The sequence below is a fragment of the Enterobacter sp. AC1 genome (genome assembly GCF_050434705.1).
GTDB classification, from domain to species: domain Bacteria; phylum Pseudomonadota; class Gammaproteobacteria; order Enterobacterales; family Enterobacteriaceae; genus Enterobacter; species Enterobacter cloacae_L.
Map to the genome: position 1 here is coordinate 314,018 of NZ_JBNDIZ010000001.1, position 17,800 is coordinate 331,817.

The 17,800-nt window shown below is 54.3% G+C and carries 15 protein-coding genes; 13 read left to right on the top strand and 2 right to left on the bottom strand.

What is annotated here, in order from left to right:
• The first annotated feature begins 13 nt into the window (after positions 1-13).
• The 10 genes from M2433_RS01505 (at position 14) to M2433_RS01550 (ending at position 11,003) form a co-directional block, all read left to right on the top strand.
• Positions 14-1,306, top strand: coding sequence for an ABC transporter substrate-binding protein (locus tag M2433_RS01505; protein WP_429052363.1), 1,293 nt, complete (start codon positions 14-16; stop codon positions 1,304-1,306).
• A gap of 22 nt (positions 1,307-1,328) precedes the next feature.
• On the top strand, positions 1,329-2,210 hold the full coding sequence (locus tag M2433_RS01510; protein ID WP_429052364.1) for a carbohydrate ABC transporter permease: 882 nt from the start codon (positions 1,329-1,331) through the stop codon (positions 2,208-2,210).
• On the top strand, positions 2,197-3,039 hold the full coding sequence (locus M2433_RS01515) for a carbohydrate ABC transporter permease (protein ID WP_429052365.1): 843 nt from the start codon (positions 2,197-2,199) through the stop codon (positions 3,037-3,039). Before M2433_RS01510 ends, M2433_RS01515 begins: the two co-directional genes overlap by 14 nt.
• A 31-nt stretch (positions 3,040-3,070) precedes the next feature.
• On the top strand, positions 3,071-4,123 hold the full coding sequence (locus M2433_RS01520) for a zinc-dependent alcohol dehydrogenase (protein ID WP_429052366.1): 1,053 nt from the start codon (positions 3,071-3,073) through the stop codon (positions 4,121-4,123).
• Positions 4,124-4,139: 16 nt separating this feature from the next.
• Positions 4,140-4,928, top strand: a complete 789-nt coding sequence (locus tag M2433_RS01525; RefSeq protein WP_429052367.1) for a sugar phosphate isomerase/epimerase family protein — start codon at positions 4,140-4,142, stop codon at positions 4,926-4,928.
• Between the two features lie 2 nt (positions 4,929-4,930).
• On the top strand, positions 4,931-5,998 hold the full coding sequence (locus M2433_RS01530; RefSeq protein ID WP_429052369.1) for a Gfo/Idh/MocA family protein: 1,068 nt from the start codon (positions 4,931-4,933) through the stop codon (positions 5,996-5,998).
• Positions 5,992-8,271: a glycoside hydrolase family 65 protein gene (locus tag M2433_RS01535; RefSeq protein ID WP_429052370.1), complete on the top strand. Its 2,280-nt coding sequence runs from the start codon at positions 5,992-5,994 to the stop codon at positions 8,269-8,271. The genes M2433_RS01530 and M2433_RS01535 overlap by 7 nt, the downstream gene beginning before the upstream one ends.
• Entirely contained in the window at positions 8,261-8,929 is a 669-nt protein-coding gene (pgmB, locus tag M2433_RS01540) for a beta-phosphoglucomutase (RefSeq protein ID WP_429052372.1), read from the top strand. Before M2433_RS01535 ends, pgmB begins: the two co-directional genes overlap by 11 nt.
• 10 nt (positions 8,930-8,939) lie before the next feature.
• Positions 8,940-10,022, top strand: coding sequence for an ABC transporter ATP-binding protein (locus M2433_RS01545; RefSeq protein WP_429052373.1), 1,083 nt, complete (start codon positions 8,940-8,942; stop codon positions 10,020-10,022).
• Positions 10,023-10,088: 66 nt separating this feature from the next.
• Positions 10,089-11,003: an OmpG family monomeric porin gene (locus M2433_RS01550; protein WP_429052376.1), complete on the top strand. Its 915-nt coding sequence runs from the start codon at positions 10,089-10,091 to the stop codon at positions 11,001-11,003.
• Between the two features lie 34 nt (positions 11,004-11,037).
• On the opposite strand, the gene M2433_RS01555 is transcribed toward M2433_RS01550, so the two are convergent.
• The gene (locus M2433_RS01555; RefSeq protein ID WP_429052377.1) at positions 11,038-12,048 is read right to left on the bottom strand and encodes a LacI family DNA-binding transcriptional regulator; all 1,011 of its coding nucleotides are present in this window, start codon (positions 12,046-12,048) and stop codon (positions 11,038-11,040) included.
• Between the two features lie 155 nt (positions 12,049-12,203).
• Between M2433_RS01555 and M2433_RS01560 the strand changes: the two genes are divergently transcribed.
• The 3 genes from M2433_RS01560 to tyrR all read left to right on the top strand — a co-directional run bounded on the left by M2433_RS01560 (position 12,204) and on the right by tyrR (position 16,304).
• Entirely contained in the window at positions 12,204-13,601 is a 1,398-nt protein-coding gene (locus tag M2433_RS01560) for a YcjX family protein (protein ID WP_429052378.1), read from the top strand.
• Positions 13,598-14,650 (top strand): TIGR01620 family protein, encoded by a 1,053-nt coding sequence (locus M2433_RS01565; RefSeq protein ID WP_429052379.1) that lies wholly within the window; start codon positions 13,598-13,600, stop codon positions 14,648-14,650. The genes M2433_RS01560 and M2433_RS01565 overlap by 4 nt, the downstream gene beginning before the upstream one ends.
• Before the next feature lie 112 nt (positions 14,651-14,762).
• On the top strand, positions 14,763-16,304 hold the full coding sequence (tyrR, locus tag M2433_RS01570) for a transcriptional regulator TyrR (protein WP_059309903.1): 1,542 nt from the start codon (positions 14,763-14,765) through the stop codon (positions 16,302-16,304).
• A gap of 37 nt (positions 16,305-16,341) precedes the next feature.
• On the opposite strand, the gene M2433_RS01575 is transcribed toward tyrR, so the two are convergent.
• Positions 16,342-17,550, bottom strand: a complete 1,209-nt coding sequence (locus tag M2433_RS01575; RefSeq protein WP_429052381.1) for an aldose 1-epimerase family protein — start codon at positions 17,548-17,550, stop codon at positions 16,342-16,344.
• Positions 17,551-17,800 lie beyond the last annotated feature (250 nt).

Genomic DNA, 17,800 nt, shown 5'->3' on the forward strand with positions numbered 1-17,800 from the left:
AAGGACCTTAAAAATGAGAATGCCCAGAATTGTGCTGATATCAGCACTGGTTTCGTGCGCCTTGTTATCAGGCTGCAAGGATGACAAACCGTCTGCTGTCACGATTGAGTTTATGCACTCATCAGTAGAGCAGGAGCGTCAGGCGGTAATTACGAAACTGATCGAAAAATTCGAGAAAGAGAATCCTGGTATTACCGTAAAACAGGTGCCGGTGGAAGAAGATGCCTACAACACCAAGGTGATTACGCTGGCCAGAACGGGGGCGTTGCCCGAAGTGATCGAAGTCAGCCATGACTACGCAAAAGTCATGGACAAGGAGCAGTTGCTGGATCGCAAGGCCATAGGCGAAGCCATTAAGGCGGTAGGAGAAGACACCTTCTATGACGGTATCCTGCGCGTCGTGCGTACGGAAGATGGCTCTGCATGGACAGGCGTACCCGTCAGTGCCTGGCTGTCCGGCGTCTGGTATCACAAGGATGTGCTTGCCGCGGCGGGTATTGAAGAGCCGCGTAACTGGGAACAGCTGTTGAAGGCCAGCCAGAGTCTTAACGACCCGGCTAAAAAACATTACGGCATTGCGCTGCCAACCGCAGAAAGCGTGATGACCGAACAGGCCTTCTCCCAGTTTGCCCTGTCAGGAGGTGCGAACGTTTTTGATGCTAAAGGGGACATCGACGTCGATACCCCCGAAATGGCGAAAGCCCTGGCATTCTACAAAGCCCTGGCCGCAACCACCATGCCCGGATCAAATGATGTCATGGAGATCAAAGACGCCTTTATGAACGGTTCTGCGCCAATGGCCGTTTACTCCACCTACATCCTGCCGGCGGTCTTTAAAGACGGAAATCCGTCCAATCTGGGCTTTGTCGTCCCCACTGAAAAAACGTCTGCGGTCTACGGCATGGTCACCTCTCTGACGATCACCACCGGCCAAACCGAAGATGAAACGAAAGCGGCAGAGAAGTTTGTCACCTGGATGGAACAGGCTCAACACGCCACTGATTGGGTAATGATGTCGCCGGGTGCGGCATTGCCAGTGAACAAGCGGGTGGTTGGCACGGATACCTGGAAAAACAACGATGTGATTAAAGCGTTTGGGCAACTGCCTTACGAACTGATCGCACAGTTCCCGAATGTGCAGGTGTTTGGTGCGGTGGGAGACAAAAACTTCACCCGCATGGGAGATGTGACGGGGTCCGGCATTATCAGTTCCATGGTGCATAACGTCACGGTGGGGCAACAAGATCTCAGCGCGACCTTAAGCAACAGCCAGAAGCGACTGACTGACCTGATTTCACAACGATAGGAGCGCTTTGCGGAAGGAAATTATGAAGACGTTGTTTTCTGGTCGTTCAGATATGCCTTTCGCCATGCTGCTGTTGGCCCCCAGCTTGATTTTGCTGGGGGGCCTGGTGGCCTGGCCAATGATTTCCAATATCGAAATCAGTTTTTTACGCTTGCCGCTTAACCCGCGCATTAGCGCTGTATTTGTCGGGCTCGACAATTACATTCGCATTCTCAGTGATGCGGCATTCTGGCACTCGCTGTGGATGACCTTCTGGTACACGGCACTGGTCGTGATGGGTAGCACGGTGCTGGGGCTGGCCGTTGCCATCTTCTTTAACCGGGAGTTTCGTCTGCGAAAAACGGCGCGTTCGCTGGTGATTTTGTCCTATGTCACCCCATCCATTTCGCTGGTATTTGCCTGGAAATACATGTTCAACAACGGCTACGGCATCGTGAACTATCTGGGCGTTGATGTGCTGCATCTGTATGACCAGGCCCCACTGTGGTTCGACAATCCTGGCAGCAGCTTTGTGCTGGTGGTGCTGTTCGCCATCTGGCGTTACTTCCCGTACGCCTTCATTTCGTTCCTGGCGATTTTGCAGACCATTGATAAATCGCTGTATGAAGCCGCGGAAATGGACGGAGCAAATGCCTGGCAGCGTTTTCGCATCGTCACGCTGCCCGCGATTATGCCGGTGCTGGCAACGGTGGTCACGCTGCGCACTATCTGGATGTTCTACATGTTTGCGGATGTCTACCTGCTGACGACCAAGGTCGATATTTTAGGCGTCTATCTTTACAAAACTGCCTTCGCTTTCAACGATTTGGGTAAGGCAGCGGCTATCTCCGTCGTGCTGTTCGTGATCATCTTCGCGGTGATTCTGCTGACCAGAAAAAGGGTAAACCTCAATGGCAACAAATAAACGCGTGCTGAGTCGTATTGGTTTTTATCTGGGGCTGGCGGTGTTTCTGGTCATCACGCTGTTCCCGTTCTTCGTGATGTTAATGACGTCCTTAAAGAGCGCGAAAGAGGCGATATCGCTTCACCCGACCATACTACCGCAGGAGTGGACGCTGCAGCATTACGTCGACATTTTTAACCCGCTGATTTTCCCGTTTGTGGACTATTTCAGAAACAGCATGGTGGTGTCGATGACCTCATCGGTGATTGCCGTGTTTCTCGGCACGCTGGGGGCTTACGCCTTATCCAGGCTGCGTTTTAAGGGCCGCACGACGATCAATGCGAGTTTTTACACCGTCTACATGTTCTCCGGGATATTGCTGGTGGTACCGCTGTTCAAAATCATCACTGCTCTGGGGATCTACGACACCGAGTTGGCGCTGATTATCACCATGGTGACCCAGACGTTACCGACAGCGGTGTTCATGCTGCGCAGTTATTTCGACACCATCCCGGACGAGATTGAAGAAGCCGCGATGATGGACGGCCTCAACCGTCTGCAAATCATCTTTCGCATCACCGTGCCGCTGGCGATTTCCGGCCTCGTATCGGTGTTTGTCTACTGCTTTATGGTGGCGTGGAACGACTACCTGTTTGCGTCCATTTTCCTGTCCAGCACCAGCAATTTCACGCTGCCGGTTGGGCTGAACACGCTCTTTAGCACGCCAGATTATATCTGGGGTCGCATGATGGCGGCATCGCTGGTGACGGCGCTTCCGGTGGTCATCATGTACGCCCTGTCTGAACGTTTTATTAAAAGTGGTTTGACCGCCGGCGGCGTTAAGGGCTGAGGCGGCCAATATTTTTTACCAGGAGCAAGTCATGAAAAAGTTAGTTGCAACAGCGCCTCGTGTGGCGGCGCTGGTGGAATATGAAGATCGTCCGGTTGCAGTACATGAAGTGAAAATTCGTGCGCGCTTTGGCGCACCAAAACACGGAACTGAAGTGGTGGATTTTCGTGCGGCCAGTCCGTTTATCGATGAAGAATTCAACGCGGAGTGGCAGATGTTTACCCCGCGTGAAGAGGGCTCGCCGCGCGGGATAGAATTCGGTAAGTTCCAGCTGGGCAATATGATTGTTGGCGACATTATCGAGTGCGGTGATGACGTCACTGAATATCAGATCGGCGATCGCGTCTGCTGCTACGCACCTCTGCAGGAGACGGTTATCGTGAATGCCGTTAACAACTACAAGCTGCGCAAAATGCCGCAGGGTGCCTCCTGGAAAAATGCCGTCTGCTACGATCCGGCGCAGTTTGCGATGAGCGGCGTACGCGATGTTAACGTGCGGGTAGGCGATTTTGTGGTGGTGGTGGGGCTTGGGGCGATTGGACAGATCGCGATCCAACTGGCGAAAAAAGCCGGCGCGTCAGTCGTCATCGGCGTCGATCCTATCGCACATCGTTGCGAGATTGCCCGTCGTCACGGGGCAGACCACTGTCTTAATCCGATCGGTACTGATGTCGGTCTGGAAATCAAAGCGCTGACCGGGAAGCAGGGGGCGGACGTCATCATTGAAACCAGCGGCTTTGCCGATGCCCTGCAGTCCGCGCTGCGCGGACTCGCCTACGGCGGTACCATCTCCTACGTCGCCTTCGCGAAACCGTTCGCAGAAGGCTTCAATCTCGGTCGCGAAGCGCATTTCAATAACGCGAAGATTGTCTTCTCGCGCGCCTGCAGCGAACCCAATCCGGATTATCCACGCTGGAACCGCAAACGTATTGAAGAGACCTGCTGGGAACTGCTGATGAACGGTTATCTGAATTGCGAAGATCTGATCGACCCGGTCGTGACCTTCACCACCAGCCCGGAAAGCTACATGACGTATGTCGATCAGCATCCGGAACTCAGTATCAAAATGGGCGTCACTTTTTAAGCTAAGGAGAGCAACAATGAAAATCGCAACCCAAAACCAGGCCTTTTTCCCAACCTCGATTCTGGAGAAGTTCCAGTACATCAAAGCGATGGGATTTGATGGCTATGAAATTGACGGCAAACTGCTGGTTGAGAACCTCGATGAAGTGAAAGCGGCTATCCACGCCACGGGGCTGCCGGTGACGACGGCCTGCGGCGGATATGATGGCTGGATTGGCGACTTTATTGAAGAACGTCGGCTGAACGGTTTAGCGCAGATTGAACGTATTCTGGAAGCACTAGCCGAAGTGGGTGGAAAGGGCATTATTGTGCCTGCCGCGTGGGGGATGTTTACCTTCCGCCTGCCGCCGATGATCTCTCCACGCAGCCTTGAAGGCGACCGCAAAGCGGTGAGTGCTTCTCTACGCTGGTTGGATGAGGTGGCAGCGCGCACCGGAACGACCGTCTATCTTGAACCGCTGAACCGCTACCAGGATCACATGATCAACACCCTGGCGGACGCGCGTCGCTATATCGAAGAGAATGCGTTGAAGCACGTAAAGATTATCGGCGACTTTTACCATATGAATATCGAAGAAGATTCGCTGACGGAGGCGCTGCATCGCAACCGGGATCTGCTTGGCCACGTCCACATTGCCGATAATCATCGCTATCAGCCGGGAAGCGGTAGCCTGGACTTTGCCAGCCTGTTCGATCAGCTGCGCGCGGATCGTTACCAGGGCTATCTGGTTTACGAGTGCCGTGTACGCGCCGATGATCCGGCTCAGGCTTACCGGGATTCACTGACTTATTTACGTGAATGCTAAGGATGGCAAGCGCGATGAGTCCTTCAACACCTTCGCTACTGCGCGTCGCCATAATTGGCGCCGGGCAGGTCGCGGAAAAAGTCCATGCCTCGTACTACGCCACGCGCGGTGATGTTCAGATGGTGGCTGTCATGGATAGCCACCCAGAACAGGCACAGGCGTTTGCGGAACGTCATGCCATCCCTTCTGCATGGCATGACGTGCGAGAGATGCTCGGGGCGGTTAAGCCGGATGTGGTGAGCGTCTGTTCGCCTAACCGGTTTCATTTTGAACACGTTATGGCAGCGCTGGAAGCCGGCTGCCACGTGATGTGCGAAAAACCGCCGGCGATGACCCCGCAAGAGGCCGAACGGATGCGCAACGCCGCGCGCAAGGCGGGAAAAGTGCTGGCGTATGATTTTCACCATCGTTTCGCACTTGATACGCAATTGCTGCGTGAGGCCGTGATGAACGGCGCGCTGGGAGAAATTTATTTCACCACGGCCCAGGCGCTTCGGCGCTGCGGGGTTCCGGGCTGGGGCGTCTTCACCAACAAATCGTTACAGGGCGGAGGACCGCTGATTGATATCGGCATTCATATGCTTGATGCCGCGATGTACGTCCTGGGGTTCCCGGCGGTAAAAAGGGTGACGGCGCATAGCTTCCAGAGGCTGGGAAACCGTAAAAGCAGCGGCCAGTTTGGCGCGTGGGATCCCGCTCAGTTTACCGTTGAAGATGCCCTGTTTGGCACCATTGAATTTTGCAACGGCAGCATTCTGCGTCTGGACACGTCGTTTGCGCTCAATATTCGTGAGCAATCGATCATGAACGTCGCATTCTGCGGTGAAAAGGCGGGTGCCACGCTGTTTCCGGCGCACATCTACAACGACGAAGCCGGTCTTTTAGTCACCCTCATGCAGCGTGAAGAAGCAGATGACCAGCGTCATCTGCGCAGTATGGATGCCTTTGTACGGCATGTGCAGGGAGAGCCCGTCATGATTGCTGATGCAGAGCAGGGGCTGGTTATCCAGCAGCTTGTCGCCGCGCTGTATGAATCAGCAGAAACAGGGGAAAGCGTGACGTTATGCTAAACGTGTCTGTCTTAACCGATCCGGGCTTTTGTCCACACAGCCTGAATAAATACGCCTCCATCATGGCCTGCGGTAACGGCTACATGGGGATCCGCGCTGCGCACGAAGAAGATTACACCCGGCAAACCCGAGGCATGTATCTTGCGGGTCTTTATCATCAGGCGGGTCGTAACGAGACCACTGAACTGATTAACCTGCCAGATATTACCGGTATTGATGTTGAGCTGGATGGCGTCAATTTCACGCTCCTGTCAGGCGAAATCCTTGAGTGGCAGCGCGAGCTGGCGTTTGCCAATGGCGAACTCTGTCGCAGCGTCCTCTGGCGCGCGCCCAACGGGAAACGCTATCGGCTGGAGAGTCGTCGTTTTGTCTCGCTGGACCAGTTGCCGTTAGCGGCAATGCAGCTTTCGGTCACGCCTCTTGATGCCGCGTCTCATGTAGTACTGAAAACCGGCATTGACGCAACGCAAACCAATAGCGGCAGGCAGCATCTGGATGAAATGTCGGTCAGAGTGTTCGACCAGCATTACATGCAGGGCGTGTATGAAACGCAGGACAACGTCTCTGATGTTGCTGTGTCGGCGTTTTGCCAGCTCTCAACGAAGAGCGACAGCTGTTTCACCGCTAAAAATCGTCGTCTCAGCGTTCATCATTCGCTGACGGTGGCGCAGTGTGACACTGTCACGCTCGAGAAAATCGTCTGGGTTACGCATCGCAGTGATAAAACCCTGTCGCAGGAGTCTTTCGCTCGCGACGCGCTGGCCGATCTCAAAGTCTGTGCGGCACGGGGCTACGATGCGTTGCTTGAGAGCTCGTCGTATGCCTGGAAAGAGTTCTGGCTTGACGCTCGGGTGGAAGTGACGTCAGCGGAACGCCAGGATCAGATCGCGCTGGATTATGCCGTCTGGCATCTGACCACCATGACGCCAGCCCATGATGAGCGAAGCAGTATCGCCGCCAAAGGGCTGACGGGAGAGGGGTATAAAGGCCACGTCTTCTGGGATACCGAAATTTTTCTGCTGCCTTTCCATCTCTTCACGCGTCCCCAGATCGCCCGTAGCCTGCTGCGTTATCGCTGGATCAACCTGCACGGGGCGCGGGAAAAAGCCCGTCGCAACGGCTGGCCTGGTGCGCTATTCCCGTGGGAAAGTGCTGCGAGCGGTCAGGAGGAGACGCCGGAGTTTGCCGCCATTAACATCCGAACGGGCACGCGCCAGAAGGTGGCGTCCGCGCTGGCTGAACATCATATCGTGGCGGACATTGCCTGGGCCGTCGTCGCTTACTGGCAGGCAACGCACGATGAGGCCTTTATGCGCAATGAAGGTCTGACGTTGCTGATGGAAACCGCCGCCTTCTGGATGGGGCGCGTAACGGATATCAATGGTCGTCTGGAAATCCATGACGTGATTGGACCGGACGAATACACCGAGCACGTCAACAATAACGCCTATACCAACTATCTTGCCTGGCATAACGTTGCCTGCGCTCACCAGTTTATGGCGATGTTTGGGCGCGAGGATGAAGGTTTTACGCAAAATGCCACACGGTTCCTGACGCGCTTGTGGCTGCCGGAGGCCAATTCAGACGGCGTGATACCACAGGATGACACCTTCATGGCGAAACCAGCCATTGATTTGAGTCGCTATAAAGAGAAAGCGGGTAAGCAGACCATTCTGCTCGACTATTCCCGCGCGGAAGTGAACGAGATGCAGATTCTAAAACAGGCTGATGTGGTGATGCTTAACTACCTGTTGCCAGAGCGGTTTACGTCGCAACAATGTGTTGCCAATCTCGCGTTCTACGAGCCCCGTACGATCCATGACTCTTCGTTGAGCAAGGCCATTCACGGCATTGTGACTGCCCGCTGTGGTGATATCGAAGGAGCCTATGCCTTCTGGCGTGATGGTGTCGCTATCGATCTGGGGGACGATCCTCACAGCAGTGATGACGGTATTCATGCCGCAGCCACCGGCGCGATCTGGTCCGGCGTCATTCAGGGATTTGCTGGTATGCAGATTATGGAAGGGGAACTGCATCTTGCACCGAAATTACCAGCCCACTGGCGAAGACTTGCTTTTCCGTTGCGCTGGCAGAACGCACGACTGCACGTCACGTTTGAAAATGACGTTTTAACCATCGATACCACCGCGCCCGTCACGTTAACCCTGTGGGGTAAAACAGTGTACATATCGGCGCGGCAGGTACTGACGCGTAAGGAATTTCTTGCATCTTTTAATGGGACCGCTACCACGGAGGCCAGCCATGAAGCCTGAAGCCGTTGTATTCGATCTTGATGGCGTGATCACCGATACCGCGCATTTGCACTTTCTTGCCTGGCGTACCGTGGCGCAGGAGATTGGCATTTCCATCGATGAGGCCTTCAACGAGGAACTGAAGGGAATTAGCCGCATGGAATCTTTACAACGGATCCTGCGACAGGGTGGAAAAGAGGGGGCGTTTAGCGACAAACAGTGTCTGGCGCTTGCGAGTAAAAAAAATACGCTTTACGTCCAGTCTCTGGCGTCGTTGACGCAGGACTCTCTGCTTCCCGGCATCCGCGACGTACTGGCGGAAATACGTGCGGCGAAGGTCAAAATCGGGCTCGCCTCCGTTTCCCTGAATGCGCCCGGCATATTGCATGCGCTGGGTATTCAGAACGCTTTTGATTTTTGCGCCGATGCCTCACTTATTGTCTGTTCGAAACCAGACCCGGAGATCTTCCTCGCAGCCTGCGCAGGTCTGAATGTGCGTCCTGAAGCGGCCATGGGTATTGAAGATGCCCCCGCCGGCGTTGAGGCGATCAACGCCGCGGGAATGCTATCGGTTGGGATTGGAACTGGCCTGAACCATGCGGGATTACAACTTCATTCAACGCGGGAACTGACCTGGAAATGCCTGACCGATTTCTGGGCCTCCCGGGCGTATTGTTAAGGAATTAAAAATGGCCCAACTGTCACTGAAACATATTCAGAAAATCTATGATAACCAGGTCCACGTGGTTAAGGATTTCAATCTCGACATTGAGGACAAAGAGTTCATCGTTTTCGTCGGTCCGTCAGGCTGCGGCAAATCGACGACGCTGCGCATGATTGCGGGGCTGGAAGAGATCTCCGCCGGTGAACTGGTCATTGACGGCGTTTGCATGAACGACGTGCCAGCCAAGTCTCGCGACATTGCCATGGTATTCCAGAACTATGCGCTTTATCCGCACATGACGGTCTACGACAACATGGCGTTTGGCCTGAAAATGCAAAAAATTGCGCCCGCGGTGATTGAGGAACGCGTTAACTGGGCGGCCCAGATCCTCGGTTTACGTGAATATCTCAAGCGTAAGCCGGGTGCGTTGTCGGGCGGTCAGCGCCAGCGCGTGGCGTTAGGCAGGGCGATCGTGCGCGAAGCGGGCGTCTTCCTGATGGATGAGCCGTTATCCAACCTTGATGCCAAGCTTCGCGTGCAGATGAGGGCTGAAATCAGCAAGCTGCATCAGAAGCTCAATACCACGATGATTTACGTGACCCACGATCAGACGGAAGCGATGACGATGGCTACCCGCATCGTTATCCTTAAGGATGGCATTATTCAGCAGGTGGGGGCACCGAAGCAGGTTTATAACGAACCGGCGAATATGTTTGTTGCAGGTTTCATTGGCTCACCTGCCATGAACTTTATTCGCGGCGCGCTGGACGATCGTTATTTCGTGACGGAAACGCTGCGCCTGGCGATCCCGGAAGAGACGCTCGCGGCGCTCAATAACGCGGGATATCAGCGTAAAGCCGTGGTCTTTGGGATCCGCCCGGAAGATATTCTGACGCTTCAGCACCGTGATGACGACATTGCTGCGAAAGTCAGCGTAGCCGAATTGACTGGCGCGGAGTTCATGCTCTATGCCACCGTTGGCGGGCATGAGCTGGTTGTTCGCGCTGGAGCCGCGAATGATTATGCCGCAGGGGATAATATCGGCATTCAGTTCGATATGAATAAGTGCCATTTTTTCGACGCTGAAACCGAAGCGGCTATTAGATAAGAAAGGTGTTCGCCGGAAATGAAAATTTCCGGTTTTTTTGTTTGTTACTTATAAAGGGAATATTTAATGAGTACTCTACTAAAAAGTGCTGCGCTCGTTCTGTGCGCAGGGGTTAGCTACGCACAAGCATCAGAAACAGCTAAGCAGTGGGAATTTAATATTGGTGCAATGTATGAAATTGAAAACGTCGAAGGTCAGGGCGACGATAAAGATGGATTATATGAACCTTCCGTGTGGTTTAATGCAACCTGGGATGCGTGGACGCTTTCGCTGGCAATGTATCAGGAAGGACCGGTTGATTACAGCAGTATGACCCGCGGCACCTATTTTGATCGTCCTGAATTTGAATTACGCTATCGCTTTATCGGCACCGAAGATTTTACACTCGGCCTGACCGGCGGTTTCCGTAATTATGGCTATCACTTCAAAGATGAACACGGTGCGAAAGACGGCAGCGCAAATATGCAGCGCTATAAGGTTCAGCCTGACTGGGATATTAAATTAACCGACGACTGGCGTTTTGGCGGCTGGTTTGCCATGTATCAGTTTGCCAACGATCTCGAGAAAACCGGCTATGCTGACAGCCGCGTCGAAACCGAAACGGGCTTTACATGGACTATCGACGGAACCTTTGCAGCAAAAGTGAATTACTATTTAGAACGTGGTTTTAATATGGACAGTTCTCGTAATAACGGCGAATTTTCGACGCAGGAAATTCGTGCGTATCTGCCCATTTCGTTAGGCCAGACCACGCTCACGCCTTATACCCGCCTGGGGCTTGACCGCTGGTCTAACTGGGACTGGCAGGACGATCCCGAGCGTGAAGGACATGATTTCAACCGGCTTGGTCTCCTCTACGCCTATGATTTCAACAATGGTTTATCCATGACGCTGGAATATGCCTACGAGTGGGAAAACCACGATGAAGGCGAAAGCGACCGCTTCCACTATGCGGGTGTTGGCGTAAACTATGCGTTCTGACCAACGGCGGACCAGGGGCAGTAAGCCCCTGGTTTTAGCGAAGTGAGGCAGCCAACAAAAAATGGGTATCAACAAGCACTTTTTGCGGGGCGGGATGGCCGGCAATACGCCTGAAAAGAAGATCGCAACTCTCTTCGCCCAGCTTACGGGTGGGAATATCAAACCCGCCCGGCGCTGGCGTTAAAATGAGAGACAGCATCGGGTCACTGTATCCGGCTATCACCACCTGCTCTGGGATCATTAGATTTAACTCATCCGCCGCGCGATAGAGGCTGAGTAACTTCATGCTATCGGTAGCAAATACCGCATCAGGCGGAGTGGGTGAGGATAATAATTCAAGCGCTGCCGCTAGCGCGCTCTCATGGGTATATCCTCCATCCCTGATCCAGCCCGGGGTAAGAGCAATGTTATGCTTTTCCAGGCTGGCTTTATAGCCTGCAAGACGATCAATCGAAACATGATAATCAAGCGGCGCATGCAGACAGGCAATTTTACGGCGACCATTTTTAATAAAGGTTTCCGTCAGCGTCGCGCTGTCATGAAAATTATCTGTATCGACAGAATATATATTCTGATAATTACCTTCCACTTTACCGATGACCACTACCGGTACGCCATAGGGATCCAGCGTGGTGAAAAAGGATTCATTTGCCGGTGAACTTAGCATAATGATCCCTTTGATCATCTTCTGTTTTATTTTACTTACACATTTCAGCAGATCGTCTTCACTGCTTTTTGAGGTTTGCAAAATAACATCAAAACCTTCCTCTTCCGCTTTTGCCGTAATGGCATGAAGGACATCGGAGAAAAAAGGGTTTCCGGCAGTGGTTTTGGTTGAACGGGTCGAAATAACCATAATGGCGTCGAAACCCGAAGAGGTCAGGGCACGGGCCAGTTTGTTGGGTTGATAATTTAATTCGTCAATCGCCTTCAGCACTTTTTCACGCGCTTCGGGAGAAATATTGGTTTGTTTATTCAGAACGCGGGAAACGGTTGATTTCGATACGCCCGCAACCCGTGCGATATCATAAATGGTGGGTGACATACACCTTACTCACTCCGGACTGACAGCAATGCCGTTCATCTTACTGGAGAGAAAACGGCAATAGCAATAAATAAGAATTGATAATCAACGATCTGCCCCCATTTATTGTATTCTGAAGCAATGCATTCAAGGCTTCCGGGCAACGAAGGACGGCGATGAAGCGACTTAAAAACGAACTCAATTCACTGATGAACCGCGGCGTTGACCGTCATCTGCGTCTGGCGGTAACGGGGCTGAGCCGCAGCGGTAAGACGGCGTTTATCACCGCGATGGTGAACCAGCTACTGAACCTCCACGCCGGGGCGCGCCTGCCGCTGCTGGGCGCGGTGCGGGAAGAGCGTCTGCTGGGCGTTAAGCGCGTCCCCCAGCGCGATTTTGGCATTCCACGTTTTACCTATGACGAAGGGCTGGCGCAGCTTTATGGCGATCCGCCCACGTGGCCGACGCCGACGCGAGGGGTCAGTGAAATTCGCCTTGCGCTGCGTTTCCGCTCGAATGAATCCCTGATGCGCCACTTCAAGGATACCTCCACCCTGTACCTTGAAATCGTCGATTATCCCGGCGAATGGCTACTCGACCTGCCGATGCTGGCGCAGGACTACCTCAGCTGGTCCCGGCAGATGACCGGGTTACTGCAGGGGCAGCGCGCCGAGTGGTCGGCCAAATGGCGACAGCTGTGCGAAGGCTTAGACCCGCTCGCCCCGGCCGATGAAAACCGTCTGGCGGCCATTGCCGAAGCCTGGACGGCGTATCTGCATCAGTGTAAGCAGGAAGGGCTGCACTTCATTCAGCCGGGACGTTTTGTTCTGCCGGGTGATTTAGCGGGAGCGCCGGCGCTTCAGTTCTTCCCGTGGCCGGATGTGGACGGGGCTGGCGAGTCGAAGCTGGCGCAGGCCGACAGGCACACCAACGCCGGAATGCTGCGCGAGCGTTACAATTACTACTGTGAGAAAGTGGTCAAGGGATTCTATAAAAACCACTTTCTGCGTTTTGACCGCCAGATTGTGCTGGTGGATTGCCTGCAGCCGCTTAACAGTGGGCCGCAGGCATTCAACGATATGCGCCTCGCGCTGACGCAGCTGATGCAAAGTTTTCACTACGGGCAGCGGACGCTGTTCCGTCGTCTGTTCTCACCGGTGATCGACAAACTGCTCTTTGCGGCCACAAAAGCCGATCACGTTACGGTCGACCAGCATGCCAATATGGTGTCGCTGCTGCAGCAGCTGGTGCAGGACGCCTGGCAAAACGCCGCCTTCGAAGGGATCAGCATGGATTGCCTGGGGCTCGCGTCCGTGCAGGCGACGCAAAGCGGCCTGATTGACCTCAACGGCGAGAAAATACCCGCATTGCGCGGAAACCGACTCAGCGACGGCGAACCGCTTACCGTATATCCGGGCGAAGTGCCCGCGCGGCTGCCGGGCCCGGCCTTCTGGCAGAGCCAGGGCTTCCAGTTTGAAGCCTTCCGTCCGCAGGTCATGAGCGTCGACCGGCCGTTACCGCACATCCGTCTGGATGCGGCGCTGGAGTTTTTGATTGGAGATAAATTGCGATGACGGAACCGTTAAAACCGCGTATAGACTTTACCGGAACGCTTGAGCAAGAGCAGCAGGAGGCATTTAAAACGGCGCAGACGTTCAGCGGCACGCAGGCTGATAACTTTGCCCCGGCGCTGACGGAGGAGCCTGACGTTGAGGACGGTCCAGCGGAGGCGGCCGTGGAGGCCGCGTTGCGTCCGAAGCGTAGCCTGTGGCGTAAAATGGTGACCGCGGGTCTGGCGCTGTTTGGCGCAAGCGTGATTGGTCAGGGCGTACAGTGGACGATGAATGCCTGGCAAACCCAGGACTGGGTCGCGCTGGGTGGGTGTGCCGCGGGCGCGCTGATCGTGGGGGCGGGCGTCGGGTCGGTTGCCACCGAGTGGCGTCGGCTCTGGCGTCTGCGACAGCGCGCGCATGAGCGTGACGTCGCCCGGGATCTGCTCCACAGTCACGGCACCGGTAAAGGCCGTGCGTTCTGTGAAAAGCTGGCCAGCCAGGCCGGGATCGATCAGTCGCACCCGGCGCTTCAGCGCTGGTATGCCGCCATCCATGAAACCCAGAACGATCGGGAAGTGGTGACGCTCTATTCACATATGGTTCAGCCGGTGCTGGATGCTCAGGCGCGACGCGAGATTGGCCGTTCTGCGGCGGAATCAACGCTGATGATCGCCGTCAGCCCGCTGGCGCTGGTCGATATGGCCTTTATCGCCTGGCGCAACCTGCGACTGATCAACCGTATCGCGAACCTTTACGGCATAGAACTGGGTTACTACAGCCGGCTCAGACTGTTTAAACTGGTTCTGCTCAATATCGCCTTTGCCGGTGCGAGTGAGCTGGTGCGCGAAGTGGGAATGGACTGGATGTCGCAGGATCTTGCGGCGCGTCTTTCTGCCCGTGCCGCCCAGGGTATCGGCGCCGGATTATTAACCGCACGTCTGGGGATTAAAGCGATGGAAGTCTGTCGTCCGCTGCCCTGGATCGATGGCGATAAGCCCCGGCTGGGGGATTTCAGGCGTGAACTGATCGGCCAGCTTAAAGAAACGCTCAATAAAAAACCTGCCCCGTGAGGATTTGTTCACTAATCGTGCTGGCTGTCAATATTTCTTGACAGCCATCTTCCGGATCACCGTGTTCTGACATATCATTTTACTGTTATTGGCTTAAAACGGTGAATTTCCCATGCGTCTTGAAGTCTTCTGTGAAGACCGTCTCGGTCTGACCCGCGAATTACTCGATCTTCTTGTTTTGCGTAGCATTGATTTACGTGGCATTGAGATCGATCCTGTCGGGCGAATTTACCTCAATTTTGCCGAAATTGAATTTAATACATTCAGTAGCCTGATGGCGGAAATCCGCCGTATCGCTGGCGTTACGGATGTACGCACCATTCCCTGGATGCCGTCTGAGCGTGAGCACCTGGCGTTGAGCGCGCTGCTGGAAGCCATGCCGGAGCCGTTCCTCTCCCTGGATTTGAAAAGTAAAGTAGAGCGCGTTAACCACGCGAGCTGCCAGCTTTTCGCACAGAGCCAGGAGAAGCTGAGCAATCACAACGCCGCGCAGCTGATCCCCGGTTTCAACTTCCAGCGCTGGCTGGACAGCAATCCGCAGAACACCCATAGCGAGCATGTGGTGATTAACGGCCAGAATTTCCTGATGGAGATCACGCCGGTCTATCTGAAAGGGGAAGGGAATACCCGCGTGTTGACCGGGGCGGTGATCATGCTGCGGTCGACGTTACGCATGGGCCGTCAGCTGCAGAACATTTCCAGCCAGGATGTGGGCGCCTTTAGCCAGATTATTGCCGTCAGCCCGAAAATGCGCCATGTCGTTGACCAGGCGCGCAAGCTTGCAAGCCTGACCGCGCCGCTGCTGATTACCGGCGATACCGGCACCGGGAAAGACCTGCTGGCGCACGCCGTGCACCTGGCGAGCCCGCGTGCGGCAAAACCGTATCTGGCGCTGAACTGCGCCTCTATCCCGGAAGATGCCGTTGAAAGCGAGCTGTTTGGTCATGCTCCGGAAGGCAAGAAAGGGTTCTTCGAGCAGGCGAACGGTGGCTCGGTGCTGCTGGACGAGATCGGCGAAATGTCGCCGCGCATGCAGGCTAAGCTGCTGCGTTTCCTGAACGACGGAACGTTCCGCCGCGTCGGTGAGGATCACGAAGTGCATGTGGACGTGCGGGTCATTTGCGCCACCCAGAAAAACCTGGTCGAACTGGTGCAAAAGGGGATCTTCCGCGAGGATCTCTATTACCGCCTCAACGTCCTGACGCTGAATATTCCCCCGCTGCGCGATTGTCCGCAGGACATCATGCCGTTAACGGAGCTGTTTGTGGCCCGCTTTGCCGACGAGCAGGGGGTTCCGCGTCCGAAGCTTTCTGCCGATCTCGGTACGGTGCTGATGCGCTACGGCTGGCCGGGCAACATTCGTCAGCTTAAGAACGCCGTCTATCGTGCGCTGACTCAGCTCGAAGGCTATGAACTGCGTCCGCAGGATATCCTGTTGCCTGATTACGACGCCGGGACGGTATCGGTAGGCGAAGAGGCAATGGAAGGTTCGCTGGACGACATCACCAGCCGTTTCGAGCGCTCGGTACTGACGCAGCTGTATCGCAGCTATCCCAGCACCCGCAAGCTGGCAAAACGTCTTGGCGTCTCGCACACCGCGATTGCGAATAAGCTCCGCGAGTACGGTTTGAATCACAAGAAGGGTGACGAATAACAAAAAGCCTCTGTAGAGAGGCTTTTTTACTATCCGCTTATTCCTTCGCCAGAGGCGTGGTCACGATTTCGGTTTTTGCCTCTCCCTGAATCGACGCAATACGGCTTTCGACGTCTTTTACCTGCTGCGGGCTGTGAAGCAGGGTATAGGTCAGGTCAAACTGCGCGCTGGCGCCAGGCTGCAGCTGCTTAACGCGCTTCTGCTCGCGCTCAATGGTGACGGGGTAGGCGTAGCTGGTGCCTGGCTCAATACCCGTGACATAACCCTGCTTCAGCGTGTCGGTATTTTTCCATAAGGTCAGCACGGGCAGCTGGCGGGTATCAAACTGGATTGACGCGCCTTTATCGCCGGCTTTATTGACCACGGCCGCGATCGTTTCATGGTTGTTGTCCGCAAGCGGTTTGATGTTAAAGACCATCTCATCAAAGCCTTTTGTCGGCCCGGCATAGGTTTGCCAGTCGTTAACGCCCGCTTTGGCGTAGTCATTGAACGGGCTCACGCTCTCCGCCGGCGCAAGGAAACGTGCGCCTTCTTCGAGGATCGGCGTCCCGAAGTTGCTGTGATAGATGATCTGGTAATCATGAGGGTAATCTGCATGGTTTGTCAGCACATCGTGCAGGCTGAACTGGTTGGTTCCAGGTACGTAACGTAGCTCTGTCATGGTTTGCAGATCCGCTTTTTTAAACGTGCTCTCTTTGATCAATCCCCGCACGCGGATTTCATGCGGGGCGGTATCTGCAACCTCGACCTCAACCTGCGATACAGGGGTATTGCCGGCCTTGCCGTGAAGGGTATAAATCTGTCCGTCAGCGGTGACAGGGTGTCCCGTCCACTCATAGCCACAGCGCACCATCATCTCGTTGAAACCATCCAGCCAGCCAAGACCGTTTCGGCTTTCCAGATTGATATAAGCCGGGTTCACAACCTCTTTGACGGGTGAGTTCCACCCCAGCCTGGTGCCAAACCCTTCAACGTGCAGAAGGTTCATCCCGCGCGTTGGGCTAAGAGTAATGGTCAGGCCGTCTTTGCTGCTTATAATGATGACTTTGCTGCCTTCCTGTTTACCGCCGTGTAAGACTTTTTGCTCAATGCTGAACGTTTGATCTTTAACATTCAGCTCATCGCTGGAAATTTTCCAGTTTCCTTTTTCTACGCTGCTTTCAGCACTTGTCAGCACCCAGGTTTTTGCCGCCGCATGGCCAGAAGCCAGTACCGCAAGGAGCGTGAAAGCGAGTTTGATCTTCATGTTTTATCCTTTTTGCTGAAACGATTATTTTCTTTCGTAAGCAAATCTAATGTTTAGACAGAAAGGGAAATGTGATGAGCTTCACTGGAGGAAAAAACAGGCAATTTTAACGATAATAGTGTGTTAAGGGTCACATTAATGTTGGGTACATTGGTTTTTGTTACACAATTAATGTGATTTTATATTATTTATGCTTTAACGATTCAGCTCGGCGGTAATAAAAAACCCCGCCGTGGCGAGGTTGATAATT